At 63.1% G+C, this 24,302-nt stretch carries 20 protein-coding genes; 3 read left to right on the forward strand and 17 right to left on the reverse strand.

The window, feature by feature from the left end; all coding sequences use genetic code 11:
* Nucleotides 1-437: 437 nt before the first annotated feature.
* Nucleotides 438-1,382, reverse strand: a complete 945-nt coding sequence (locus UP06_RS29045; protein WP_045007089.1) for a c-type cytochrome — start codon at nt 1,380-1,382, stop codon at nt 438-440.
* A gap of 351 nt (nt 1,383-1,733) precedes the next feature.
* Here UP06_RS29045 and UP06_RS29050 point away from each other — a divergent pair, with 351 nt between their 5' ends.
* Both UP06_RS29050 and UP06_RS29055 read left to right on the forward strand, forming a co-directional pair.
* A complete protein-coding gene (locus UP06_RS29050; RefSeq protein ID WP_045007090.1) occupies nt 1,734-3,080 on the forward strand; it encodes a glycosyltransferase in 1,347 nt (448 codons plus the stop codon).
* 77 nt (nt 3,081-3,157) lie between these two features.
* The gene (locus tag UP06_RS29055; protein ID WP_045007091.1) at nt 3,158-4,426 is read left to right on the forward strand and encodes a multidrug effflux MFS transporter; all 1,269 of its coding nucleotides are present in this window, start codon (nt 3,158-3,160) and stop codon (nt 4,424-4,426) included.
* Nucleotides 4,427-4,438: 12 nt separating this feature from the next.
* Here UP06_RS29055 and UP06_RS29060 read toward each other — a convergent pair whose 3' ends face one another.
* The 10 genes from UP06_RS29060 to UP06_RS29105 form a co-directional block, all read right to left on the reverse strand.
* Nucleotides 4,439-5,443, reverse strand: a complete 1,005-nt coding sequence (locus UP06_RS29060) for an ABC transporter substrate-binding protein (RefSeq protein ID WP_045007196.1) — start codon at nt 5,441-5,443, stop codon at nt 4,439-4,441.
* Nucleotides 5,443-7,548: an adenylate/guanylate cyclase domain-containing protein gene (locus UP06_RS29065; RefSeq protein ID WP_045007092.1), complete on the reverse strand. Its 2,106-nt coding sequence runs from the start codon at nt 7,546-7,548 to the stop codon at nt 5,443-5,445. Before UP06_RS29065 ends, UP06_RS29060 begins: the two co-directional genes overlap by 1 nt.
* Nucleotides 7,549-7,570: 22 nt before the next feature.
* Nucleotides 7,571-8,572 carry a SphA family protein gene (locus tag UP06_RS29070; protein WP_156163286.1) on the reverse strand — a complete coding sequence of 334 codons (1,002 nt, stop codon included), beginning with the start codon at nt 8,570-8,572 and terminating at the stop codon, nt 7,571-7,573.
* Between the two features lie 41 nt (nt 8,573-8,613).
* On the reverse strand, nt 8,614-9,555 hold the full coding sequence (locus UP06_RS29075) for an HlyD family secretion protein (RefSeq protein WP_045007093.1): 942 nt from the start codon (nt 9,553-9,555) through the stop codon (nt 8,614-8,616).
* Nucleotides 9,555-9,794: a DUF3302 domain-containing protein gene (locus UP06_RS29080; protein WP_045007198.1), complete on the reverse strand. Its 240-nt coding sequence runs from the start codon at nt 9,792-9,794 to the stop codon at nt 9,555-9,557. Before UP06_RS29080 ends, UP06_RS29075 begins: the two co-directional genes overlap by 1 nt.
* A gap of 10 nt (nt 9,795-9,804) precedes the next feature.
* A complete protein-coding gene (locus UP06_RS29085; RefSeq protein ID WP_045007094.1) occupies nt 9,805-10,839 on the reverse strand; it encodes a DUF1254 domain-containing protein in 1,035 nt (344 codons plus the stop codon).
* Entirely contained in the window at nt 10,836-12,206 is a 1,371-nt protein-coding gene (locus UP06_RS29090; RefSeq protein WP_082081685.1) for a DUF1254 domain-containing protein, read from the reverse strand. Before UP06_RS29090 ends, UP06_RS29085 begins: the two co-directional genes overlap by 4 nt.
* A gap of 73 nt (nt 12,207-12,279) precedes the next feature.
* A complete protein-coding gene (locus UP06_RS29095) occupies nt 12,280-13,317 on the reverse strand; it encodes an HAD family hydrolase (protein ID WP_082081687.1) in 1,038 nt (345 codons plus the stop codon).
* Nucleotides 13,318-13,400: 83 nt separating this feature from the next.
* Nucleotides 13,401-15,215 carry an arylsulfatase gene (locus UP06_RS29100; RefSeq protein ID WP_045007096.1) on the reverse strand — a complete coding sequence of 605 codons (1,815 nt, stop codon included), beginning with the start codon at nt 15,213-15,215 and terminating at the stop codon, nt 13,401-13,403.
* A gap of 10 nt (nt 15,216-15,225) precedes the next feature.
* Nucleotides 15,226-16,239, reverse strand: coding sequence for a formylglycine-generating enzyme family protein (locus UP06_RS29105; protein WP_045007097.1), 1,014 nt, complete (start codon nt 16,237-16,239; stop codon nt 15,226-15,228).
* Between the two features lie 506 nt (nt 16,240-16,745).
* On the opposite strand from UP06_RS29105, the gene UP06_RS29115 reads away from it, so the two are divergent.
* Nucleotides 16,746-17,732 carry a helix-turn-helix domain-containing protein gene (locus UP06_RS29115; protein ID WP_045007099.1) on the forward strand — a complete coding sequence of 329 codons (987 nt, stop codon included), beginning with the start codon at nt 16,746-16,748 and terminating at the stop codon, nt 17,730-17,732.
* Between the two features lie 36 nt (nt 17,733-17,768).
* Here UP06_RS29115 and UP06_RS29120 read toward each other — a convergent pair whose 3' ends face one another.
* From UP06_RS29120 to UP06_RS29145, 6 genes are read right to left on the reverse strand one after another with little or no spacing between them, the layout of a single operon-like run.
* The gene (locus tag UP06_RS29120; RefSeq protein ID WP_045007100.1) at nt 17,769-18,539 is read right to left on the reverse strand and encodes a polysaccharide deacetylase family protein; all 771 of its coding nucleotides are present in this window, start codon (nt 18,537-18,539) and stop codon (nt 17,769-17,771) included.
* The gene (locus tag UP06_RS29125) at nt 18,536-19,381 is read right to left on the reverse strand and encodes a polysaccharide deacetylase family protein (protein WP_045007101.1); all 846 of its coding nucleotides are present in this window, start codon (nt 19,379-19,381) and stop codon (nt 18,536-18,538) included. The genes UP06_RS29120 and UP06_RS29125 overlap by 4 nt, the downstream gene beginning before the upstream one ends.
* Complete coding sequence (locus UP06_RS29130; protein WP_045007102.1) at nt 19,378-20,919, reverse strand: ABC transporter substrate-binding protein; 1,542 nt, start codon at nt 20,917-20,919, stop codon at nt 19,378-19,380. The genes UP06_RS29125 and UP06_RS29130 overlap by 4 nt, the downstream gene beginning before the upstream one ends.
* Nucleotides 20,920-20,932: 13 nt before the next feature.
* Nucleotides 20,933-22,540, reverse strand: coding sequence for an ABC transporter ATP-binding protein (locus UP06_RS29135; protein WP_045007103.1), 1,608 nt, complete (start codon nt 22,538-22,540; stop codon nt 20,933-20,935).
* Nucleotides 22,537-23,349: an ABC transporter permease gene (locus tag UP06_RS29140; RefSeq protein WP_045007104.1), complete on the reverse strand. Its 813-nt coding sequence runs from the start codon at nt 23,347-23,349 to the stop codon at nt 22,537-22,539. Before UP06_RS29140 ends, UP06_RS29135 begins: the two co-directional genes overlap by 4 nt.
* A complete protein-coding gene (locus tag UP06_RS29145; RefSeq protein ID WP_045007105.1) occupies nt 23,346-24,290 on the reverse strand; it encodes an ABC transporter permease in 945 nt (314 codons plus the stop codon). Before UP06_RS29145 ends, UP06_RS29140 begins: the two co-directional genes overlap by 4 nt.
* Between the last annotated feature and the right edge of the window lie 12 nt (nt 24,291-24,302).

Genomic DNA, 24,302 nt, shown 5'->3' on the forward strand with positions numbered 1-24,302 from the left:
ACGAAAATCAGTTCCTCTATTGTCGGCGACACTCGGTTGAAATCCGCTGTCATGTGCCGCCGACTCGCCTTGTATGTATGGGTAACGAACAAAGATGTTCGCTGAATTGCCCACCAACTAGGTCATTTTCCCGTCGTATTCCCGAGACTCTCCGACACGTGATGAATTGTGATCCGCAGGATTTGCTACTCAGGCGGACAACCTTTTCCGACGCGTTGGGGCGACCCTTTTTCAATCACCGTGCGTAGGACAAGGTGTGAGCGCGCGATCGAGTTCGGTGACCATTCGTCACCCACGCGGCCCCCGCCCGCTCATCAACAGCGACGCGGCCTATCACCCGTCGCGCCAGGACGCGTCAGTCATCCGCGAGCCCGATGTGCAAGCGACAGCTTGTCAGCCGATGTCATTACATAGATGTATGGATGTCGTATGTCATATCAAGGGCGCTGCTGACGCACCAGATATTGATACATTGCGGCCAGCTCGTCGTCGTCCATCCGCCCGATCGGGCGCCATGGCATTTGCTCATCCAACTGATGCCCGTGCGGATCGACGCCGGAGCGCATGGTGGTAACGAACTCCCCCAAGGTCCACTGCCGGACGACACCGAGATCCGGGCCGAGCGGCGGCAGCTGGCCGGGCACGCCACCGCCGAGATCCCTGCCGTGGCATTCGCGGCAGTCCTGATAAGACAAGAGGTATTCGCCGTATTGAGCCGTGGGCCCCTTCGACGGCGCCGCAATGCGCATGGCAGTGACCGGCTTGGCCTCCGGCAATAGTCCTGCGCCCAGCATCGCGAGGCCAAGGAGGTTAAACCGGTCGAGCTGACCCGGGGTCGGAACACCGGCGGCCGGCAGGCTGCGCAGATAGGCGATCACCGCAGCGGTGTCGTCATCGCTCAGCCGGCTGGCATTGGTGAAGGACATGATCACGAGCCAGCTTCCGTTCGCATCGATGCCGTTGCGAATTGCCCGAAAAATCTCGCCATCAGCCCACTGCTTCAATGCCCCGGCTGGGGTGAGATTGGCGGCGACGAAGGAGCCGATGTCGATCGGAAGATCCTTGGCGAGATTGCCGCCGCCGGTCAGCGCTGTGGCATGGCATCCGCTGCAAAAGCTGTCGGCGACTGCCTTGCCGCGCGCAATTCTCTCGGACGTGAGTTCGACCTTGAGACTTGGAACGGGCGCCGCGCGCCCGTTCTGCTTGACAAGGCCTGTGGCGATCAGCGCGCTGACTGACGACACCGCGATCGTCAGCACGGCTGCGAGCCCCACCCCGCTCCATCTCATGGCGCGAGACTGGACCTTCAAGGCACGCGTGCCCATCCAGACCATGAACGCCGCAATAGCTACCAATACAATCAGGCCGACAATATTCGGCATGCTAGTCCTCAATGCATTGAACGCGACCAAGCCGGCGCGAGGGGGAGGTCGGCAATGGTCACCTCCAGCAAGCAGCCAGTTGGGCCTTTGCGGCGTACGCGCCGCAACAGCGATCTCGATAACTATGGGTGGGGGATTACCGGGCCGTTTCAGCCCGAGCGCCGCAAGTTACCATTGTAACATTGCGCGGACGGGCTGCGGTTGCCCGTGCCTTGAGAACGCCATGATGCGTTGCCGCCGTAACCCTTTCGGCGTCGCGCCGAAGTTTTGTCGTAACGGCCACCCCAGCATTCTCCCTCTGCTCGTCGACCTGCCCCGCGGCCGACGTTCGACAATCAGAGGACTGACCCTATGAAAATTCTCATCGCTTCGACGCCTGCGACGGGCCATCTCAATCCGCTGCTCGCGATCGCGCGCATTCTCGTCGCGGAAAACCACGAGATCGCCTTCCTGACAGGGACCGCCTTTCGCGCCCGTATCGAAGCCAGCAGCGCGAAATTCTTTCCCCTTCCCCGGGACGCGGATTTTGACCCGCAGGACGTTTTCTCGGTGGCTCCTGAACTGAAGAGCATCCCGCCGGGGCTCGAATGGCTGCGCACCGCCTGCGAGCGCATCTTCGTCGATGCTATCCCGGCGCAAGATCAGGGCCTTCGCGAGGCGCTGGAACACTTTCAGGCTGACGTCATCATCGGCGACGATATGCTGTTCGGCATCCTGCCGATGCTGCTTGGACCGCGCGAGATGCGGCCGCCGGTCGTCTTGTGCGGGACGTCGTTTCTGCACTGGGGACGCGACGACGGCGCGCCGAACTTCCTCGGCCTACCACCTGCGACGACGGAGGAGCAGCGCCAGCAATACGCGGCCATCGCAGGGGATTATGACGCGAACGTTGACCAGCCGGTCCTGCGCAGCCTGAACAAGGTGCTGAAGACCTTCGGCCTCGGGCCGGTGTTGGTGCCCATGTTCCATTCGGTCGTCGAGCTTGCCGATGCCTATTTGCAACTGTCGGTGCCGAGCTTCGAATTTCCGCGGCAGTTTCCGCCGACGGTACACTTCGTCGGAACGCCGCCGATCATTCCGGCCCAGGTTCCCTTGCCGCCGTGGGCGCACGAGCTCGATGGCCCACGCAAGGTCGTACTGGTGACGCAGGGCACCGTGGCCAACCACAATTTCGGGCTCCTGGTCGCACCGACGCTCGCTGCACTTGCCAACGAGCCCGACGTGCTGGTGGTCGCAACGGCCGGCGGCCGCCCGGTTGAGGCAATCCCCGGACCTGTCCCTTCCAATGCACGGCTTGCCAGCTATCTGCCGTTCGAATGGCTATTGCCGCGCGTAGATGTGCTCGTCACCAACGGCGGCTATGGCAGCGTCAACCAGGCCATGAGCTCTGGAATTCCGCTGGTCACGGCGGGCATGACCGAGGACAAGGCCGACGTCAACGCACGCGTGGCGTGGTCCGGCGTCGGCATCAATCTCGCGACCAACGAGCCGACGCCTGAGGCGCTGCGCGACGCGGTGCGCACCGTGCTCGATCGTCCCGCCTACCGCATGCGCGCCACGCGAATGGCCGACGAATTCGCCGACATCGACACGCGCTCGGAGATTCTCCGGATCATCAACCGCCTCGCGACCGATCGGAAGGCGTCCCGGCGCGCCGGCACGACGGAGACCGGCCGCAATCGACGCGTCGCCCGCTGATTTGGCCTTGTCCAGCGAAGGAGGGGAGCGTCCCTCCCCTCCTTCCGAAACAGCAAAAGATTTCAAACGATCACGCCATGCAGATTCAGCCCGCCTCCTTCGCCTTCACCCTGCTGCTGGGCTTTCTCACGGCGGTGCCGTATTCCGGCATCGACATCAACCTGCCGGCGCTGGCCGCAACCGGTGCGACGCTGGGAGCGAGTCCGTCGGATGTCGGCCTCACGATGAGCGCCTTCATGCTGAGCCTCGCCGTGGCACCGCTCGTCTACGGACCAATCTCCGATCGGATCGGCCGCAAGCCCGTTATCGTGTTCGGATTGGCGCTGGTCGTCATGGCGAGCCTCGCTTGTGCCTCCGTGCAATCCCTTCCGATGCTGCTGGTATGCCGCTTCATCCAGGGCGCGGGCGCCGCCAGCACGACCATGACCTTTGCGATCATCCGCGACCTGTTCGACGAAACGACTGCGCGCGCGAAGATCGCCAACGTCGTGATCGCCATCAATGTGGTGACCGTGATCGCTCCGAGTGCTGGTGCCGCGCTGCTCGCGATCGGCAGCTGGCGGCTGATATATGCAATCCAGGCTGCCGTCAGCGGCATCCTGATATTGGCGGTGCTGCTCGGGTTTGCGGAGAGCGCGAAGATCGATCCCGGTCGTTTCGTGTCCTCGGCCGTCATCAAGGACTATCTTCGCGTCGTGAAGCACCCCGTTTCGTTCAGCTTTATCCTGGTTGGTGCGGCCGGCGGTGCCACCGTGTTCGCTTATGTCACAGGCGCCTCGCTGTTCTTTATCGGGGTCGCCGGCTTGCGGCCGGACCAGTATGGCATGATCTTCAGCGCGTGCTCGGCGGCCGTGATGTGCGGCGCCTTCCTCGACGGCCGACTCGGTCGGCGGGGCGCGACACCCGGCGACGTGCTGACGGCCGGTCTCGGACTGCTGTTCGTCACCGCGAGCGCGATGCTGGCGATGACCCTCGCGGGCTGGACGCCGCCTGCCCTCGTCGCCGTCCTGCTGATGGCGGTGGCGCTTTCCTTTGGGCTGAGCATGCCGAACATCATGAACGCGACGATGCAGCCATTACCTGACATCGCAGGCGTGGTCGGCGCCGCGGCCGGCAGCATCCAGATGACCGCCGGTGCGATCGCGAGCAGCCTGGTCGCAATCTTCTTCGACGGACGCTCCGCGCTTTCGATGACAGCCGTGATGGCCGCTTCATCGCTGCTCGCGCTGCTGCTCTATCTGCTGCGGGCGCGGCCCGCACGTCGTTCTGGAGCGCACGAACCTCGCGCCAGTGCGGCACTGCGTGCCGCGCGCCCCATCGCCGACGTTTCCAAGTCACGATCTTGACGGAGTGAGCATTCACGCAACCGTTGTCAGATAGAGCTGCGTGTCAAAATAGTCGGACGCGTGTAGCGCCTTGGTGATGCCGGCATCCGCCATGAAGAAGTCACTGACCTGCTGGAGCCATTTCACAACGGTTCCGTCCGAATACAGCCGCTTCCATTCGCGCGACGAATAGAGCTTCTGCGCCTTGAAGGCCTCGGCGATGTCGGCAGGCCGCGACTGCTGATAATAACCCCGCTGCAAGGCCTCAGCGGCCGCTGTCGGGCTACGGACCATGTAGTCGTTCGCATCGGTCCAGGCGCGGATGATCCGGCTCAGGATTTCTCTGTTGTCAGCGAAATAATCCGACCGCGCCGCCCAGCCACCGAGCACGGCGGATTGCGGATAGAAGGCTGAGGCATCCACGAGCTTGATCGCGTCGGGCAACGCCTCGTGCACGGCCATGTTGAAGGGCACCCAGAGCGCGACAGCCGGTACCTCGCCGGCGATGAACGCCTTGACGGCAGCCGTCATACTGCTGTTGACGATCTCGACCTCGGACGGATTGATGTTGTTCGCCCGCAATGCCCGGTCCAGAAAGATATGGGCCGTGGTCTTCATCGTCGTCGCAATCCGCTTTCCCTTGAGATCGGCGAGCCTGCTCACGCCGAGGGCCGGCCTGACCCAGAGCTGTGCGGTCGCAACCTCGATGTCGTTGATGAGGAAGCCCCGGCCGCGGCCAAGTGCCAGATAATTGGAGATCACGCCGCCCGCCGACAGGACATCGAGCTCTCCACGCGCCATCGCCTCGAAGATCTCGGGTCCGGTGTTGAACTCGTGCAGCTCGAAATCGATCCCCTCCCGGTCGAACGAGCCACGTTCGAGACCAGTCCAGAGGTGTCCGTCCACGGCAACCACATGAAGATAGCCGAGCCGGATTTTGGTAGGGGCCTGCGCGATGCTGGGCGCGGTGAGTACAGAGGTGGCGGCCACGGCCGCGCCCTGTCGTAGCAACTGCCGGCGGCTGACCTTGCGGGTGATCACGCCACCTCTCCCGGATTGCGGGCCGCGGTGCGAAATCGCTCGGCATGATATTGTGCGATCCTGTCTTTGGGATAGTCGAGCAAGAAGCCCGAGAGCCGGACCATGGCCATCTCCGTCGCCCCCTCCTGAGCGATTGATGCGAAGACCTCGTCCCAACGCCGGCACATCGCAATGTCGGCCTCGTCCGACCGAGCCAGCTCGCCGCGCAGCTCGCTGACCTCGATTGCCTCGGCAAATCCTTTAGGCCTGATGCTGTCGACGCTGCGGAACAGGAACGCATGGCCAGCGCGCGCACGGACCGCCGCGCTGACCAGCACGTGCGTACCATAATTCTTGTTCAGCCCTTCGAGCCGCGACGCCAGGTTGATGGTGGCACCGAGCGCCGTGTAGTTCATCCGGTCGCTCGAACCGATATTGCCGACCACGGCGTCGCCAACATGCAGGCCGAAGCGTGTGTCGTAAGGCGGCCAGCCCTCACGGCGGAACTCCTTGCTGAGCGCCTCGTTTGCCGCAAGACATGCCAGGATGGCGCGGCAGCCATGGACGACGTGATCGGGATCATCGGCCGGGGCGTTCCAGAATGCCATCACGGCGTCGCCGATATATTTGTCGACCGTGCCGTGATTGCGCATGATCTCGTCCGAGAGCGCGGCAAAATAGCGCGACGTGTAGATCATCACCTGCGACGGATCTGCCCTCTCCGTCTTGGCCGTAAAATCGGCGACATCCGTGAACAGCACCGTCACTTCTCGCCTCGATCCGCCCAGGCTGAGCGATGAGCCGGTCTCGATCAACTGCCGCACGATCTGGCGCGGAATGAAGCTTGCGAAGCTGCGCACGACACTGCGCATGGTGAAAACCGATCGACCGAGCTCTTCGATTTCAGCAATGATGGAATGAACGCGCGGTCGCTCTGCGATCTGGAATCGCTGGATCTCGTCGGTCTGCTGGACAATGTTGCGCAGCGGCTGCGCCATCAGTGACCCCAGCCAGAACGCGAACGGAAGCGTGGCGCCGACGAAGGCAAGCGCGAGTGCGAATAATGTGCGGCGCTCCTGGATGATCTGCGCGTAGAATTCATCGAGCGGTGCGATCATCGCCAGGCGGACATTGGCGGATCCGGCCGTATCGAGGCTGTGGACCGCCGCGACGTAGGTGCGGCCCGACGCATCGGCGAAGAATTGCTCGGCGGCCCCTCCCTCGCGCCAGGAGCGGATGACCGGCACGAGCGTGGGCAGCTTGAGTGCCCCGATCTGCGGCAGGTCGTCCTGCCGTTCCGGAAGCTCGGCCATCAAGCGGCTCATCTCGGGATGACCGACGATGCGCTCGGAATCGTTGAACAGAAAAGCCAACCCCGACGGCCCGAGCTTCTGCTGCGCCAGCATGTCCTCGAACCGGTTCAGAAGCACGTCGCCTGCGACGACGCCGCGGCGTCCCTCCTTCAGCGGCGTCCGTAGCGTATAGCCGGGCTCGCCCGTGGCATAGAAGATGTAGGGGCCCGTCAGCAGCGTCTTGTCGTTCTTGAACGCCTCGACATACCAGGGCCGCTGCCGCGGGTCGTAGCCGGTGGGTCCCGCGACCTCCGCGACCTGAATGAGGTTCTCCGAGAGATACTGCGTGACCGGCGCAACGCCGACAGTCCGCGAGATCACGACCAACCGGAAGGCCGCATCCTCGTCGACTTTCAAATTTTTCCTGAAGGCCGGCCTGGCGCGATCGATGACGTCCATCTCGATGAACGAACCGTCCTCATAGCCGACATAGAGGTTGAAGAGCCGCGGATTGTTACGCAGCATCGCCGCCATCAGGCTGTAAAGCCGCGAATTGTCGGATATCTCAGCCTCCTGAATCGACGGCAGGCCGGACAGGATGTCGAGATTGTCGCGAACGTTCTTGAACTGCTCGTCAACATGGTCGGCGCCGAGCTGCGCCACCTTCTCGATGAAGCTCGAGGCCGCCGCCTTGGTGATCACCGTCACGCGTTCGAAGCTGAGATAGACCAGCGTCAGGCCCACGAGCAGCACAACGGCCACGAACACCGCAATGATCGATGTCTGAAAGCCGATGCGAAATACGCGCTTTCTGGTCGGGTCTCCGGTCATTGGAGTTGCGTTGACACCTCCTCTAGTATTTCCGCACGATCGGTTTCGCGGACGCCGGCTCCGGCGCCGCGGGCGAGATGGCAAAAGTGACCCAAGTGTTCCAGCCAGAGGGACGGTTCTCCGCAGCGAACTCCCAATAGCCCTTCAGGTTGAGATAGCCCTGCATGTCGCCGACCGGAAAGAGGAAGCCGACTTGCGGCCCAACGCCGGCGACACGCGAACGGAAGCCGCCAAGAGAGGCCGGCGCGCCGAAATCGTCGGTCACCTGCTCGAGATAATAGCCGACGAGCCCGAGCTGCACCTGCTTGGTGATGAAGTGCGACGCCCCCCAGTCGATGTGGAAGTCCATCCCGTTCTGATACTGCGTGTCGGTATTCTTGAAATTGTAGGTCAGCCCGGCCACCCAGGAGAATTCGTTGCCGGTCTGTGGGTTAAAGTAGGTGTAGCCGCCGCCGAAATCGATCGCGCCGTGGCCGATGCCGAGATTGGCAAGCCGCACCGGATCATAGGCACCGATGGGAATGTCGCCCATGCCATAAACCATGAGATTGTTGACGCCCATGTTCCACTTCAGCGCAACCTGCGGGATGATATCGCCGAAGGCGACGAGATCCTGCGTGCGATTGATCCCAATGGTGTTCCCGAGCGGTCCCGTCAACGACAGCGCCGCCGACGCCTCGTTCCTGCCGCCGACACCCAGCACACTGACCGAGAGTTGCGCACCCAACACCGGCGTGGCGAATATGTAGGTCGGCCCGAAGAAGGCGAGATCGCCCTTGCCGCTGATCCCGACATCGACGCGGCCGCCGCGCGGAAACTGCTGGCCTGCGCCTGAGCTGACATCAGTGTGATAATAGACCGTCGCCCACGACCATCCAGGCGTGCCCGGCGTGGCAGCGAGGCTGCCGAAATTTCCCGGAAGCCAGAAACTGATGCCGCCTTCATCGGCGAGCGCGGGCCGAGCTGCGAAGCAGGTGACTGCCAGCGCAGCTGCAAGCGCTGCATGTCGAAGTTGTCCCGTCATGTCGTGTCTCCCCATCGTCTTCTTCATCGTCATGTTCTCGTTCAGAACGGGTTGACGTAGTTGATGATCGCGAGCTGACGCAGGATCACGCGGCGAACCACGTGGGTCGGCTTGACGCGGTCAGTGTAGATTGCCGCCGTACCAGCGCTGCCGGCCGGCAGGCGCCTGGCGAAATCGGTATCATCGAGCCTTACGCGCACGATGAAGGGTGCGGCCTCGATTTCCCTTGGCGCCACGGCCGTGCCCGACGTCTGCGTCTGCCCAGTCGCAATCGCCTGAAGCACGCTCTCGACCTTGCCGCTATAAATCTGTCCGGGTGCAAACTTGAAGGTGGCCTCGACGTCCTGGCCCGGCGCGATATAGCGCGCATCAATCTGATTGATTTCCACGCCGATGATGGTGTTGGAGGTGTCGATGAAGGCCATCACTGGCGACAGCGGCAGGTTCGCCACCCGGGCGCCCTTGCGCAGCGCGAGGTTGGTGACGTAGCCGTCGGTCGGCGCGCGCACGACCGTCTTGTCGAGATTCCATTGCGCGGCCTCGAGCTGGCCGGAGAGCTGGTCGGCTTCGGACTGGCGCTGCTCGACATCGAAGCCCCGACCGGCATCGCGCTCGAAGAGTTGCGTCATCTGGCCGAGACGCGTCTTGGCAAGCTTGAATTGCGCGTCGATCGCCTTGACCTGCGCCGCGTAGGGCGTCGGGTCGATCTTGAACAGGACGTCGCCGGACTTGAGCGGCGCATTGGCGACGACCGGGACCTCCGTCACCTCGCCCGCCACATCAGGCACGATCGAGACCGCATTGCGCACGACCAACGCAGCCCCTTGCGGAGCGCCCCAACCCATCGGGATGAGGAGTCCGAACAGCAGGAGCACCATCACGATTGCGGGCGAGGCCTTCCAGAACAGGTTGAAGCGCACGATCCCGAAATGCACCAGCAGGAAGAGCAGCACCAGATAGATGTTGAAGATCGCGACGCCCATTACGTATCTCCCGCTCTGCGCGCGGGCACGTCGACATAAGCCCAGATGAACGCGATCGGCCACAGCGCGAAGCCGAAGATCAGAGTGATCCAGCCCGCCACCGTCACCGCTTCCGCGTAGGGATGGCCGCGCGTCTTGGCGATATGCCCAGGCAGCCAGCCGGCGATGCAGACCACGCCGATCGCACTCACAACGAGGATGATGAGCACAATCCAGGCGAAGATGTCGTAACCGCTCATCATCGATCCTCTAGCTGGCCGGCTGCGGCTCCGGGAACTTCCACTTGCCGCTCTGGATTTCGGCCCGCGGGCGATAGAGCCGCACGGTGTAGTTCCAACCCTTCATGATCGGCAGGCAGTTCGGTATCTTGCCATCGCAGCCGCCGAATTGAACAGCGATCGAACCGTCGGCGCTTTTCTTGCCGGTGATGCTGTTGATCGAATAGGCCTCGTATGGGTTCTTCTCGTAGTAGCCCTGGGCGTTGTAGAGGCTGACCGACCAGAACCCGTCGACCGGAACATCCTTCACGTCGAGCTTGTAGACCGTCGTGCCGTCGTTGTTGGCAGGCGTGACGTTGAGATAGATTGCGTCCTTGTCGGGATTGCCGCCCCATCCCATCGCCGTCCCGATCAGGTGCCGGACAGGATCGACGTCGGCCTTGGTGCCGAAGGCTTTCTTGAAGTCCGGAATGGTCGAGCCGAGCACCAGGAGCGCGTCGCGCACTTTCTTCTGGCTGGCCTGATCCCAGTCCGGCGCCTCGAACGCGCCGGTCGCCTTCTGGCTGACCTTGATGACGTCCTGGAGTCCGTGAACTTCCTCCACATCCTTCGGGTCGGCCGGATCGACCAGCGTCCGGATCGCGGCGACGACATAGCGCGTGCCAACCTTGTCTTTCGAGAGCGTATAGCTGCCCTTGCCGTAGACCACCTCCGGAACGTAGTGATCCTCATTGATGACCTGCATCGACATGAAGCGCTTGCCCGTGTCAGGCAGCGTGATCGTCACAGGCCCTGCATCGAGATCGAACACGGCCGACGAATACAACGTGTCGCGGTTGAGCCGGATCACGGTCTGATTGTCGATCCGCGCCGGCTCGCGGCGGTGCAGAAATTTGCCGATCCCGCCGCTGTCCTTCAACAGTCCGCGAAAATACAGATCGCTCTCGGCGCGGGAGAAATTGTCGACGGTGACTGGAATTATGCTGGCGGAGGGCGATTGCGCCAGGGCGCTATTTGCGCAAAGCATCCCCAGCACCACCCAAGCAGAAGATTTGAAACTCATCATTTCTCGGCCTCCAGTGGCGGCAATTTCCACGCTCCGGTCATCGCGGCCTTGCTTGGTCCGTAAACCCGCGCGACCAGGCTGCATTTTGCGGCCGGAGCAGGCAGCCAATTGCTTTCCTTGTCTCGTCCTGGCGAGGCGTTGCTCACATAAATCGTCAGCGAGCCATCCTTGCCGTATTGGAGCCCCTTCGTCCGGTCGCCAATCGAATAGCGATTGATCGGGTTGGCGTAGAGAAACCGGTCCGGGATCGTGTACATGGTCATGGACCAGAAGAATTTTGCCGGCGGCAGATTGGCCTTGGTAAAATGGACGACCGACGGCTTGGTCCCGTCGCAGACGTAGCCGCCATACCAGGCTTCCTCGAGCGAATTGCCGTAAAGGCCTTTCATGGCCCCGACATCACGTTGCAGGTAATTGGTCTTCAACTGCGCGCGGGAGCCAAACAGGCCGTTGGTGCTGAAGGTCTTGGCTGCCAGCGCATCAATCTCTGCCTGCCCCTCTTTCACGCCGGCATCGATTGCAGCGAGTGTCGCGGGATCGACCTTCGATGCGTCCCACGGCTTGCCGGGTCCGATGCCGATCGTCTCGAAACGCTTGCGGATTGCGACCTCGCTCGGGACCGGCGGCTCTGCGAATTGCAACAGAAAGTTCAGGTAGCCGATGAAATCATGCGACCGGGCCTTGGCCTTGTCATAGGGCGGGAAGTCGATGGCTGGCGCGGCCGGCGGAGGCGGTTGCTTGAGGAATGCACTCAGCGGCTGAAGCTTGTACTGCGCCTGTATCGCCTTGACGTTCGGAACGTCCTCGGGTCCTTGCAGCGCGGTCCGCGTCAGCGTTCCGACGATCTCGGTCTCAGCCTTGAACACCTCCCTGATGCCGTCGGGCTTTTGTCCCCGCCATTTTGGTCCGGCGATCATGTAGCTGCCGGCGCCAAATCCTGTCGATCGCACGCCGATGTAAGCGAAGTTCTGCGTGAACAGGTCAATCCACTGCATCACGTAGTAACGATCCTTCGGGACCGTCGGGACGCTGACCACCATCGGCTCTGCTCGCAGGTCGAGCCACGCCCACGAGTAAGGCGTGTCGTTGTTTGGCGTCACAATGTCCTTGTTAGCAGGCGTGAACGGCTCCGAATAATGCCGGAACACGTTGAAGCCGCCGACATATCCGTTTGCGGTCTTGTCGACCGCTTGGGTGCGCCAGGTCTGGTAACTCTCCATCATGGCGTAGGAATAGACATAAGCCTCCTTCGCGATTGCACGGGCCTCGTCCGGCGATGCCGTCTGGGCTTGAACCGGCGCACATGACGTCAGGATCAGCAGGCAGCCGGTGGCTGCGGCAGCGACTTGTCGCTTCGGCACCCTCATGGTTCTGCTCTCCGTCACTGGCAGTAATCCCAGAAGCCCTGTGTGATGAAGTTCCCCGTCGCGGTCTTCTTCGTCACTGCGAGGCTCCCGTGCTGCCGCGTTCGAATGCGAATACCGTCTTCCAGTCCTTGGCCATGTCGACGACGGTCCAACCGCGCTGCACGGCCTCGTCCCAGGCCTTGTCGAGCTTTCCGATCTTCGACTGGCGGTCGTAGGCGTATTCGCGCTGCGCATCGGTGTGATGGACGATGCCGAGGAAACGCGCGCCCGGGCCGGCCGCGGTCCATTGCAGCATCTGCAAATCGCCGTCCGAGTTGCCGAACGCGACGATCGGGCGGCGGCCGATGAATCGGTTGATGCCGGCGGGCTTGCCCGGCCCGTCGTCGACGAACTCAACCTTGGCGAGCTTCAGAAGCTCCGGTTGGCCGGCCGCGTTGATCTCGAACTTCACGACGCCGGATGAGCCGACCACCTGCTCGGGCGGAATGCCGTAGGTCTTCTCAGTCCACGGCCGCATGAACTCGACGCCGCCACCGGAGACGATAAAGGTCTTGAAGCCATTGGCGCGCAGATAAGCAAGCAGCTCCAGCATCGGCTGGTAGACCAGCTCGGTGTAGGGACGGTTGAAGCGCGGATGCCGGGCGGTCGCGGTCCATTCGCCCACCGCCTTGGAAAACTCGTCTGTCGCCATTCCGGCATGGGTGGTCGCCAGAATCTGGAGCAGGCCCTTCTCGCCTGACGCCGCCAGCGCCTTCATGTCCTTGTCCAGGACCGCCTTGAACGGCTGCGTCGTTTTCCATTCCGGATGCTGCGCCGCCATCGCCTTGATGCGATCGAAGGCGAAAGCGACCTGGAAATAGACCGGCTGCTCGCACCACAGCGTGCCGTCATTGTCGAACACGGCGATGCGTTCCGCGGGCGGAACGAAATCAGCACCGCCCGACACGCGTGCGACAAAATCGACGATCGATGTCTTCACCGGGCCGTCGTTCCACGACGGCAGCGGCCCGGCTTGGGCAAAAGCGGCCGCACACGAAAATGCAACCACCTCGACGGCAATCAATCCGATCCACAGCCCGCGTCGAACGGCAGACGTGACGGAAACGAACATGCCAAGCCTCACAGACGTAATCGGGCTAACGTAAAGATCACACCGGCCCGCAATGGCACGGGCCGGTGGGTGTCAGTTGCCAGCTATTTGACTCCGCGCTGCTGGAGCTGCTGCTCGATCATCTGGTTTACGCCGGAGCGGATTTTGTCGATGCTCTGGGCGCGTTGTCCGGCTTTGGCGCGGTTGTCCTTGATGTCGTCCAGCTGCTCTTCAAGGATCGTGGCCGGCACAAAACTGGGCGGGAACGAGCGCGGCGGAAACTCCTTGAAGGTCATCACGAAGGCGCCGACGTCGTCCATCGCGCCGTAAACCTGCCCGACGTGGTTGAGTTGCCAGTCCCAGAATGTGTTCGAGGTGATGTCCGCTCGCTCGAACGGATCCTGGAGCAGGTTGAATATCTTCTGCAGACGAAGCTTGGTAAAGGGCTCCGCCCAGACACCCAGTGTGCCGGGCAGACGCTGCTCGGCATAAACATACTTGTAATCGCCCTTTCGCAGGGCCACGAGCAGGCCATCATCGTCGGAATAGAAAAACTTGTCCCGGGCGCTCCTGGTGCCGTTGTTGTTGCCGGCGGTGCCGCCGACGTCGCGCAGGAATGCGGTCTGGTCGAACCCGTCGAGATGGACCTTGTAGTTGACACCGTTCGCCGTGTACCCGGCCTTCAGCTTGTTGACGATGTCAGGCTCGCCGGCCGCCGAGCACAGCGTTGGAATCCAGTCGTTGTGGCTCATCAGTTCATTAGTGACCGTGCCGGGCTTGATGACGCCCGGCCAGCGCGCCAGACATGGCACACGGAAGGCGCCCTCCCAGTTGGTGTTCTTCTCGGAGCGGAACCAGGTCATGGCGCCGTCCGGCCAGCTGTTCATGTGAGGACCATTGTCGCTGGAGTAAACGACGATGGTGTTGTCGGCGATGCCCATGTCGTCGAGCGCCTTGAGCAAAGCGCCGACGGTATCATCGTGCTCGATCATGCCGTCGATATACTCGCTGTCACCATGGGTATATCGGCCGCGATGGTCAGCGCGCACGTGGGTTCGCAAATGCATGCGTGTGGCGTTGAACCAGCAAAAGAACGGCTTGCCCGCGGCCTGCTGCCGCTTCATGTAGTCGATGGCCGCGGCCGAGGTCTCGTCATCGACCGTCTCCATCCGCTTCTTGGTCAGCGCGCCGGTATCCTCGATGGTCTGCTTGCCGATCCTGCCAAAGCGCGGGTCGACGGTGGGATCGTCACGATCGGTCGCCCTGCACCTCAAGATGCCCCGCGGGCCGAATTTGGCAAGGTAGCTTGGGTCCTTCGGATAGTCCGGCAGCTCCGGCTCTTCCTCGGCGTTGAGGTGGTAGAGATTGCCAAAGAATTCGTCGAAGCCGTTCACGGTGGGCAGCGACTCGTTGCGGTCACCGACATGGTTCTTGCCGAACTGCCCAGTGCCGTAGCCGAGGTTCTTGAGCAGGCCGCCGATCGAGGGATCGAGCTGGCTCATGCCCATCGGCGCACCGGGAAAGCCGACCTTGGTGAGGCCGCTGCGAATGCCGTGCTGGCCGGTCAGGAATGCCGCGCGGCCGGCGGTGCATGATTGTTCGCCGTAATAGTGGAGGAACTTGATCCCCTCGCGTCCGATCCGGTCGATGTTGGGAGTTTCGTATCCCATCAGTCCGTTGGAGTAGGCGCTGATGTTCGCGACACCGACATCATCGCCCCAGATCACGAGGATGTTGGGCTTGCGTCCAGACGGCGTCGGACTTGTTGCGGGTGCGGGCGCGGCCTTCGGTGTCTGCGCCAGGGCCTCTGAGGTGAAAGTCGCCGCAGCGACGATGGATGACGTACCCAATAGGAGATTTCTGCGATCGATCGACTTGTCTGCCCGCGACTGGTTGTTGTTTTCGAACTCGCTACTCATTCGATACTCCCTAGGTTGCAGCACGTCCTTCTTGTTCGCGTTCGGTGGCAAGCGGTGTTCGCATGACGCAACGGAAGCCGACATGGCTGGTCGATGTGTCAACCGGCTCGGCATGGCGCGCGGCCGGACGATAACGTCGGCAATAATTCGGCGCGCAGAGATGCGAGCCGCCCTTCAGGACTTTTCTTGGAATCTTGATGTCGGGAAGCCGAGGATCGTAGCTCGCCTCCTCGCGGCCACCGCGCGGATTTTGTGGAATGCAGCAGGGCTTCGCGGCCTCGGCGGCGTGCCGCGCCGACCACCAGTCGGAGGTCCACTCCCAGACATTGCCGATCATGTCGTAGAGGCCGTAGCCGTTCGGCGGGAAGGCCATGACCGGCGAGGTACGCTCGAACCCATCCTCGCCGAGGTTCTGGACAGGGAAGCTGCCCTGCCAGACGTTGGCCATGTGCTTGCCGCCCGGCATCAGCGCGTCACCCCAGGCGAACTCCTCGCCATCGAGGCCGCCGCGCGAGGCGAACTCCCATTCCGCTTCCGTCGGAAGATCCTTCCCCGCCCAGCGCGCATAGGCGGCCGCGTCGCTGAACGAGACGTGGACGACGGGGTGGTCGTCGAGACCCCTGATATTGCTGCCGGGACCATAGGGATGGCGCCAATTGGCGCCGCGCATGAACGACCACCACTGGCTCCAGTCGGCAAGATCCGTGATGCGCGGCAGCGGCGAGAACACCAGCGAACCTGCGTAGAGCATCTCCTTCAATGCAGCGGGATAGTCCCTGGGATTCGGGACGATCTGCGCCTCGGTGACATGGCCGGTCGCGTTGACGAATTCCTTGAACTGGCGATTGGTCACAGGAGTCCGATCGATCCAGAAGCCGTCGACGGAGACGCGATGGCTCGGCGCCTCCTCGGGATAATGGTGATCGGATCCCATGCGAAAGGTCCCGCCGGGAATGAAGACCATCTCGCCGGTCTTCAAGTCATCCGGCAACCACTCACAGTGATCCAGGTCCGCCCGCAGCATGGTGGAAACTCCGATACGCGCATTCCACCTGATGCTACGGCGTAGAGTTCAGCAGCCGTTGGCTGCGGCAGATTGCCCTATGCGCTGGACACATTGTCTGGTCCCCTCTTCTTGGCGCTGAAGGCCGAAGATGACGATGGCGCGATGCGTCAACACCTCTTCCGCTTTCGTGCGCACTTCTTCGAGCACACGGCAAACATTGCCGCATGCGCTCCGCTATCCGCAGAACGCTTCCCATTGATATCGTTTAGGTTGCAAACGGTATCCGAAGATTGGGCGGCTGTGATGTGCAGTTTGTGCCAGTACGCCACAGCAACGGGTGAGGCTTAACGCCCCATGTCGCAAATCCCTCAATCCGCTGCACTTTGGAGCAATCGGGTCGCGTCAAATTCGGCGATGATTTGTCTCAAAACGCGAAGTCAGCTTGTCGCGACCACCTCGCGTTGTGGTGGTATTTTGCTGCGCGCCGCCGCAGAATTGTCGCGCTTCAGTAACAGGGTGCAGCCATGGGACAATTCCTTCTGGTTGATTCGCGGAAGCTTGAGGGTTTCGAGGGTCTCCACCAGGCCGTTCACGGCTCTCATGTCGACGTCATGCAACTCGGACGCGGGCGACTGCGCGGGACTTTGTCCCATGTCGGCATCGGCGATTTCTCTCTCAGCATCGGCACGTTCAACGTCGGCATGCGCACACAGCGCGTTTCCAGTGACGACAAACTCATCATCGGAATGCTGCTGGCTGCCGAAGAGCGCGTCGCCCACTGGTCATTCGATATGCAGCTCAACGACGTGCTCGTGATTCCGCCGCTGCTCGAGCACGACGGGGTGTTTCATGGTGCGTCCGCCTACGCCGCCGTGCGCTTCGACCTCAGCGACGTCGCATCCTTGTTCGGCGGCGAAGCGAGGCTCAGCGACCCCGACACCTGGCGCAGCCGCGGCCATTTCCGGGCGGACCTTGCGACCGGCTCGGTCGCATCGCGCCGTCTGGTTCGGATCATGTCGCACCTGTGCGACAGCAAGTATGGCCTGACGCCGTCGACCGCAGATTTCTGGAAGCGATCGATCGTCGAATGCATGGCGGCCAACGTCATGTCGTCCCTGCCGCCCGACGACACCGGCTGGCTGCCCTCCGCAAGGCGACTGATCCGCAGGGTCGAGGAGTATTTGCAAGAGGCCGGCTCGCGCCCCGTGCATGTTTCGGAAATCTGCGCCGCGCTGGGCGTATCGCGACGCACCTTGCATCGCGCCTTTCAGGAGGTCTTCGGCCTCGGCCCCGTCAGCTTCCTGCGGCACAAGCGCCTGTGCACCATCCATTCCATTCTGCGCCACAGTGCTCCGGGCTCGACGACCGTGGCGGCCGTGGCTATGCAGCAGGGCTTCTACGAGCTCGGGCGTTTCGCGCAGTATTATGCCGCGATGTTCGGGGAGCGTCCGTCCCAAACATTGGGATTTGGATCATTGTCCGCCTCAAGCGACGAAGACACAGAGGCATAGTTGAGATACTGCCTCACACGCGCGACGTGACAATATTCATGAGCGCGTCCGGCCGGCGATCTCCTCGCAGGTCAAGAAAGAGACACCATCAAGATTGCGCAGCCATGTCAGCAAGCCGTCGAGCGCAGCGATGCGGCTGGCCCGAGCGCTGCCATAGTCGCTGCGCGGATGCAGCGTCAGCGTGATCAGGCAGCGCTCGCGATACATCGCCTCGATCTCCTCGCGCCACATCTTCATGACGCGATCGTGGGTCTGGCGCTGGCCGTAGAGCGTCGCGTCGATCAGGATCTCCGCATGCGGCACCTCGACCATGCCGCGGCCGCCGTCGGCGTCGAGCCAGTATGGATGATCATCGTCCTGGAAGCTCGCATCATAGCAATAGCCGAGATCGGCAAGGTGTCCGAGCGTGTGCTCTGTGAGACGGCCATGCGGCGCCCGAAAACCGCACGGCGCATGGCCGACAATCTGCGATAGCGCCGCATGTGTACGCTCCAGCAGCGCCCGCTCGTCGACCCCGACCGCGTCCATCTCCTCCATCGCCCAGCCGTGCGCAGCGATTTCATGTCCGCGGCCGGCAAGCGCGGCGATATAGGCGGGGTTCGCCTCGGCCTCAGCGCCGGGGACGAACACGGTGGATTTGATACCGTGGCGATCAAATAGCCCGAACAGCCGCTCGCAGCCGACCGCATAGGCGTATTTTCCGTACGAGGCGCGGCCGAACAAGGCGTCCTCGCGAGCCTGCGTCAATTCGACCGTCTTGCCCTGGAGGTTGACGGTCACGGCAACCGGAACGATCGGCTTCGTCATTGTCCGCTCCAGTCCCGCCGCCAATCGGACGGACGCTTCAGGCACCATTCTGCCAGCTCCAGCATGCCGACGAAGCGCACGCCTTCGTGGCGCTTGGCGTAGTTGATGAGCCCCTCGACCGCCGCGACCCGCGCGGGCGAGCCGGAGCCATACCCGACACGCGGATGAAAGGTCAGGTTGTAGTAACCACCCTCCGCGTAGATGGCGTCGAACTCCTGCTCCCAGTGCGTTAGGACTTCCGATGGCGGCGTGTAGCTGACACGGTAGAACGGAAAATCGTCGAGGCTCGAGGTATTGTTGGGCAGGCAGACATAGTCACTGCGCTCCGCGCCGTCGTAGCGGGCGAGATATGGCAGGTCGAAATCCTTGTCGCTGGAATCATAGACATAGCCGAGCTCGCGGAGCTTGCGCAGCGTGCGTGCGGTCTTGTGCCCGGACGGCGACCGCCATCCCTTCGGTGCGACACCGATGATCTCCGTAAGCAGCCGGTGCGTCCGTTCCAGCAGCTCCGGCTCGGCATCGCCGGGATCGACGCCCTCATGCAGATAGCCGTGCGAGCCGATCTCGATGCCCGATCGCGCGATGTCGCGGACGAGATCCGGGCTCTCCTCGGCATCATAGCCGGAGACATAGAACGTCCAGGGCACGTTGTGGCGCGTGAACATGTCGACAAAGCGCGGGATGCCGCATTTGGCCGAATAGCGCCCGTGCGAGCGGGCGCCGAACGGCAATTGGCCGCGGCCGCGCTCCAGCGACGTGCCATCGAAATCGAGCGTGAGGCCGACGACGCAGCGTGCACCGTCCGGCCACGCGTGATGTTTGCGCTGGGCAAGGGGGATCATCTGACAACCTCGACGTTCCAGAAACGGGGCTTTCGACCGGCCCATGGCGCATAGCCGCGCATCGAGGGCGAAACCGCCGAGACGTTGACGCCGGAGCTCCACACAATCATCGGCGCGTCGTCGATGAAGAGCTTGTGGAGGGTGTCGAACAATGGCTGACGCGCCTCGGGCGCCGCCGTCTCCATCAGCTTGGCAAGCAGCTCGATCGCCTCGCGGTTACCCCAGACGCGGTCCGGTTGCGCGCCCTTGTCACCGATGAAGCGGTCGAGACCGAAGACCGGATCAAGATAGGGCGTGTAGTTCCACACCATGAGCTGATAGTCGCCCTTGTTGTAGCGGCTGAGCTGGGTCGCGAATTCGACGACCTCGACGGTGAGGTTGAGGCCCGCCTGCTGCGCCATCGCCTGCGCCAGCACGGCAACGTCGTTCATCACCGGAAAGCGCGAATTGGTGGTGATCTTGATCGGTTCGCCCTTGTAACCCGCTTCAGCCAGGAGCTTCTTTGCGCGCGCGATGTCGAGGCTGAAGCCAGCCCGCTCCACCGCGCCGTAATAGCGGCTCGAGAGCGGCACCAGCGACGTGCTCGGCTTGGCATAGCCATCGGTCAGGCTGTCGCTCATGCTGGGATAGTCGAGCGAGGCCGCAATCGCCTCGCGGATGCGCTTGTCCTTCAACAATGGATCGTTCGTCTGCATCACGATCGCGTTCAGCGAGGCGACCGGTGCGGATGCGATCACCAGGCCCGCCGATTTCAGCTCGCTCGCGAACTTTGGATCCGCCGACGGCCAGAGATCGAGATTGGTGGCCTGGATCGCCGCCTTCGCAGCTGCCGGATCTGGAACAATGGACAGCCTGATACGATCGACCTTGGGACTCTTGGCCCCAGCGAGCCCGTCCGCCGGTTCGCTGCGCGGAGCATAGGCTTCGTTGCGGGCCAGTTCGACGAACTGGCCACGACGCCATTCGGCGAGCTTGAACGGACCGGTGCCGATCGCTGTCTGCCAGGCACCATCGGCGCCGATCGAGTCCGGATGCGCAATGCCGGTACCGTCGCAATCGGTCCGTGCCATCGTGCTGAGAAACGCGCCGCTCGGGTCGGCGAGCCGGAACACGACCTGGTCCGGAGACGGCGCCGTGACCTCGACGACCTTGATCTTTCGCGTGCCGTCGAAATTTGTCCTGCACGGCCAGCCGGATTTCGGATCGAGGAAGCGCTCCCAGGTCCAGACTACCTCCCGCGAAGTCAGGGGTGCGCCATTGTGGAAGGTGACGCCCTCGCGCAGCGTAAAGGTATAGGTCCGCCCGTCCGATGACGCATCGATCGCCTTTGCCAGCATCGGCGCGACGGTGCCGTCACCGCGCCAGGCGACCAGCCCCTCGTAGATCTGCTGAAGGACGAGGCCGGTATTGTCGTCGGGACTGTTGCCCGGCATCAGGCCGCGGATGTCGGTCGTGATCATGCTGCGCAGGACACTCTCGGCGCGGGCCGCGGACAACCACGCAAGCATCAGACAACACGCAACAAGCAACCGCTTCATACACAAATCCTGTTCAGCCTGAGGCCTGCGCCACGGCCGCACCAGTGAAATCCAGCACCGGCGCTGCCGCGAGCAGCGCCTTGGTGTAGTCGTGCTGCGGGCGATCAAAAATGTCGTCGCGCGAGCCCTGCTCGACGATCCGGCCGCCCTGCATCACCACGACGCGATCGGCGACCTGCTCGACGGCCGCAAGATCGTGGCTGATGAACAGGCAGGCGAAGCCATATTGTAGCTGGAGCCGCTCGAGCAGTTTCAGCACCTGGGCCTGGATGGTCATGTCGAGGGCAGACACCGGCTCGTCCGCGACCACGAAGGCCGGTTGGCGCACGATGGCGCGCGCGATCGCGATCCGCTGCCGCTGACCGCCCGATAGTTCGTGCGGCCAGCGCCCACCGAGGCCCGCGAGCCCGACCTGCTCCAGCATCGCCTCCACACGTCGATCGCGCTCACCCGTCGCCAATTGCGGCACGTGGCGCAGTGGTTCGGCGACGATCTCGCCGACGCGCATGCGCGGATCGAGGGAGGAATAAGGATCCTGGAATACGAGTTGCGAGGCGAGACGGAAGTCGCGGTCGTTGGTCGCGGTCACGTCCCTGCCCTGAAACCTGATCTCGCCGCCCGAAATCGGGATCAGCCGCAACATGGCCCGGCCGAGCGTGGTCTTTCCGGAACCGCTGCCGCCGACGACCGCGACCGTTTCGCCCGCGGCGATATCGAGATCGACGCCGTTGACAGCCGACACGCCGGCATCACGACGGAACAGCCGCTGCCGCCCACCGAACCCGACCTTGAGGCCGCGCACGCTGACAAGAGGCTCGCCGCCTTGTCGCTCCCTGGTCGTGGCGCCGCGCCGTGGCAACGCCTCGACCAAACGCTTGGTGTAGGCCTCGCTGGGCGAAACCAGAATTTTCCGGGTCGTGCCGGTCTCGACCATCTTGCCCTGACGCAATACCAGTGCGCGTTGCGCATAGCGCGATACCAGTCCGAGATTGTGGGTGATCAGCAGCACCGACGTGCCGTGGTCGCGAGCGAGCCCGACCATCAGGTCGAGCACCTCGCGCTGGGTCAGCGTGTCCAGCGCCGTCGTCGGCTCGTCAGCGATCAGGAGTTTTGGCTTCAGCAGCATCACCGAGGCGAGCATGATGCGCTGGCGCATGCCGCCGGAGAATTCGTGCGGATAGGCGTCATAGGTCCACTCAGGATCGCGAATCTGCACCCGCCCCAGCATGTCGAGGCAGCGGCGCCGGATCTCGCGTTTTGCAAGCCGCTCGTGCAGGCCGAGCCCCTCAGCCATCTGTGCACCGACCCTGATCGCGGGATTGAGCGAAACCATCGGCTCCTGGAACACCATGCCGACCGTCGGCCCGCGCAGCGCGCGCATCTGGCGCGCCGATGTGGTCGCGAGATCGACGCCGTCGAGCACGATGCGGCCGCCGGATTTACGCAGGCCGGGCGGCAACAAGCCGAGCACGGCGCGCGCCGCCGCCGTTTTGCCGCTGCCGGACTCGCCGACGACGGCCAGGAACTCGCCGCGTTCAACGGCAAACGAAACATCATCGACGACCACAGCCTTGCTGGCCGACGCCTCGATGCGCAGATTCTCGACCGACAGCAGCGTCATCCGTGCGCCATCCTGGGGTCGAGGCGATCTCGTAAGGAATCGCCGAGCAGATTGATGCCGAGCAGCGTCAGCGCGATGCACAGGCCCGGCGCGATCGAAAGCCAGGCCGCCGTCTCCATGAATGGCCGGCTTGCCGCCAGCATGTTGCCCCAGGTCGGCGCCGGCGGGGGCACGCCCAGGCCGAGGAAGCTCAGGGCGCTCTCGGCGAGCAGCACCCAGCCGAACATGCTGGTTGCGAGCACCGCAACCGGCGCGATCGCGTTCGGCATCACGTGCCGAACCATCGAATAGACTTCCGAATTGCCGATCACGCGCGAGGCCTCGACATATTCCTTCTCGCGGATCGACAGCACGGTGCCGCGCACCACGCGGACCACCGACGGGATGTAGGCAAGACCGAGCGCCAGGATCAGTCCGACCTTGTTGGCGCCGACCACGATCATCACCGCCAGCGCCAGCAGGATGCCGGGGAACGCGAGCAACGCATCGTTGACTGCCATGATGATACGGTCGGCCCAGCCTCTGATGTAACCGGCCGCACAGCCGATCACCATGCCGGCCGTGACGGCCAGCAGCACCGTGACCAAGGCAATCACGACGCTGGCACCCGCGCCGACCATGACGCGGCTCAGCACATCGCGGCCGAATTCGTCCGTGCCGAGCCAATGCAGCGGCGACGGCGCCTGAAGCCGCGCGCGTAAATTGATGCGCAGCGGATCGAACGGCGTCCAGAATGCGCCGGTCACGGCGGCGCCGAGTAGCAGCGCCATCAAAGCGCCGCCGATCGCGGTGTTAGCACGCAGCCTCATGCCACCGTCACCCTTGGATCGAACAGCGGATAGCAGAGGTCGACGATCAGATTGACCACGACATAGATCACGGCCGTAAACAGCAGGCAGCCTTGCACCACGGGATAGTCGCGCGCGAAGATCGAATCGACCAGCAGCCGGCCGAGACCAGGCAAGGTGAACACGGTCTCGATCACGGCGATGCCGCCGAGGAGATGGCCGAGCACGAGGCCGATCAGCGTCCAGGTCGGCGCGAACGCGTTCGGTAGCACGTGCCTCGCAAGCACCCGCCATTCCGGCACGCCCTTGGCGCGCGCATGCGTGACATATTCGAGCCGCAGCACCTCGATCGATGCGGCCCGCGCCATGCGCGTGAGCACGCCGATCTCGACCATGGTCAGTGTCGCGATCGGCAGTACGATGAAGGTGGCCGCCTGCCAAAAATTCTCCGTAAATGGCACGTAACCGATCACCGGCAGCCATTTCAGCTTGAGCCCGAACAGGAGCAGCAGCAGCAGGCCGAGCCAGAAGCTCGGGATCGACAACAGCAGCGTGACGCCACTGACGACGGAAAGATCGAGCAGGCTGTTCTGCTTCCACGCCGCGACGAGGCCAGCCGGCACCGCGATACAGGCAGCTAGCCCAACCGCCACCAGCACGATGATGGCGCTGACCTGGAAGCGGTCGAGGATCAGCGGCAGCACCGCGAGGTTGTTGGTAATGGAGTGCCCGAAATCACCGGTCGCAAGTTTTGCGATCCAGTGCATGAACTGGACGGGGATTGGCTGGTCGAGACCGAGCTGCGCGCGAAGCTGCGCGGCCTGTGCGGGATCGGCGGCATCGCCAAGCATCACCTGCACGGGGTCACCGGGAATGAGCCGGACCAACGCGAACACCCCGATCGCGACCAGCAGCAAGGTCGGGATCATCATGGCCAGCCGTCGTGCGAGGTAACCCAACATGCCGCGCCCTTG

This window comes from Bradyrhizobium sp. LTSP857 (genome assembly GCF_000938285.1).
In the GTDB taxonomy this organism is placed as follows: domain Bacteria; phylum Pseudomonadota; class Alphaproteobacteria; order Rhizobiales; family Xanthobacteraceae; genus Bradyrhizobium.

Coding starts and splice junctions, on each gene's coding strand:
- UP06_RS29140 (WP_045007104.1), bottom strand. CDS start 23,349: ATGAGGCTGCGTGCTAACACCGCGATCGGCGGCGCTTTGATGGCGCTG.
- UP06_RS29085 (WP_045007094.1), bottom strand. CDS start 10,839: ATGATGAGTTTCAAATCTTCTGCTTGGGTGGTGCTGGGGATGCTTTGC.
- UP06_RS29130 (WP_045007102.1), bottom strand. CDS start 20,919: ATGAAGCGGTTGCTTGTTGCGTGTTGTCTGATGCTTGCGTGGTTGTCC.
- UP06_RS29135 (WP_045007103.1), bottom strand. CDS start 22,540: ATGACGCTGCTGTCGGTCGAGAATCTGCGCATCGAGGCGTCGGCCAGC.
- UP06_RS29145 (WP_045007105.1), bottom strand. CDS start 24,290: ATGTTGGGTTACCTCGCACGACGGCTGGCCATGATGATCCCGACCTTG.
- UP06_RS29100 (WP_045007096.1), bottom strand. CDS start 15,215: ATGAGTAGCGAGTTCGAAAACAACAACCAGTCGCGGGCAGACAAGTCG.
- UP06_RS29120 (WP_045007100.1), bottom strand. CDS start 18,539: ATGACGAAGCCGATCGTTCCGGTTGCCGTGACCGTCAACCTCCAGGGC.
- UP06_RS29070 (WP_156163286.1), bottom strand. CDS start 8,572: ATGACGGGACAACTTCGACATGCAGCGCTTGCAGCTGCGCTGGCAGTC.
- UP06_RS29105 (WP_045007097.1), bottom strand. CDS start 16,239: ATGCTGCGGGCGGACCTGGATCACTGTGAGTGGTTGCCGGATGACTTG.
- UP06_RS29055 (WP_045007091.1), top strand. CDS start 3,158: ATGCAGATTCAGCCCGCCTCCTTCGCCTTCACCCTGCTGCTGGGCTTT.
- UP06_RS29080 (WP_045007198.1), bottom strand. CDS start 9,794: ATGAGCGGTTACGACATCTTCGCCTGGATTGTGCTCATCATCCTCGTT.
- UP06_RS29115 (WP_045007099.1), top strand. CDS start 16,746: ATGGGACAATTCCTTCTGGTTGATTCGCGGAAGCTTGAGGGTTTCGAG.
- UP06_RS29075 (WP_045007093.1), bottom strand. CDS start 9,555: ATGGGCGTCGCGATCTTCAACATCTATCTGGTGCTGCTCTTCCTGCTG.
- UP06_RS29095 (WP_082081687.1), bottom strand. CDS start 13,317: ATGTTCGTTTCCGTCACGTCTGCCGTTCGACGCGGGCTGTGGATCGGA.
- UP06_RS29050 (WP_045007090.1), top strand. CDS start 1,734: ATGAAAATTCTCATCGCTTCGACGCCTGCGACGGGCCATCTCAATCCG.
- UP06_RS29045 (WP_045007089.1), bottom strand. CDS start 1,382: ATGCCGAATATTGTCGGCCTGATTGTATTGGTAGCTATTGCGGCGTTC.
- UP06_RS29090 (WP_082081685.1), bottom strand. CDS start 12,206: ATGAGGGTGCCGAAGCGACAAGTCGCTGCCGCAGCCACCGGCTGCCTG.
- UP06_RS29125 (WP_045007101.1), bottom strand. CDS start 19,381: ATGATCCCCCTTGCCCAGCGCAAACATCACGCGTGGCCGGACGGTGCA.
- UP06_RS29065 (WP_045007092.1), bottom strand. CDS start 7,548: ATGACCGGAGACCCGACCAGAAAGCGCGTATTTCGCATCGGCTTTCAG.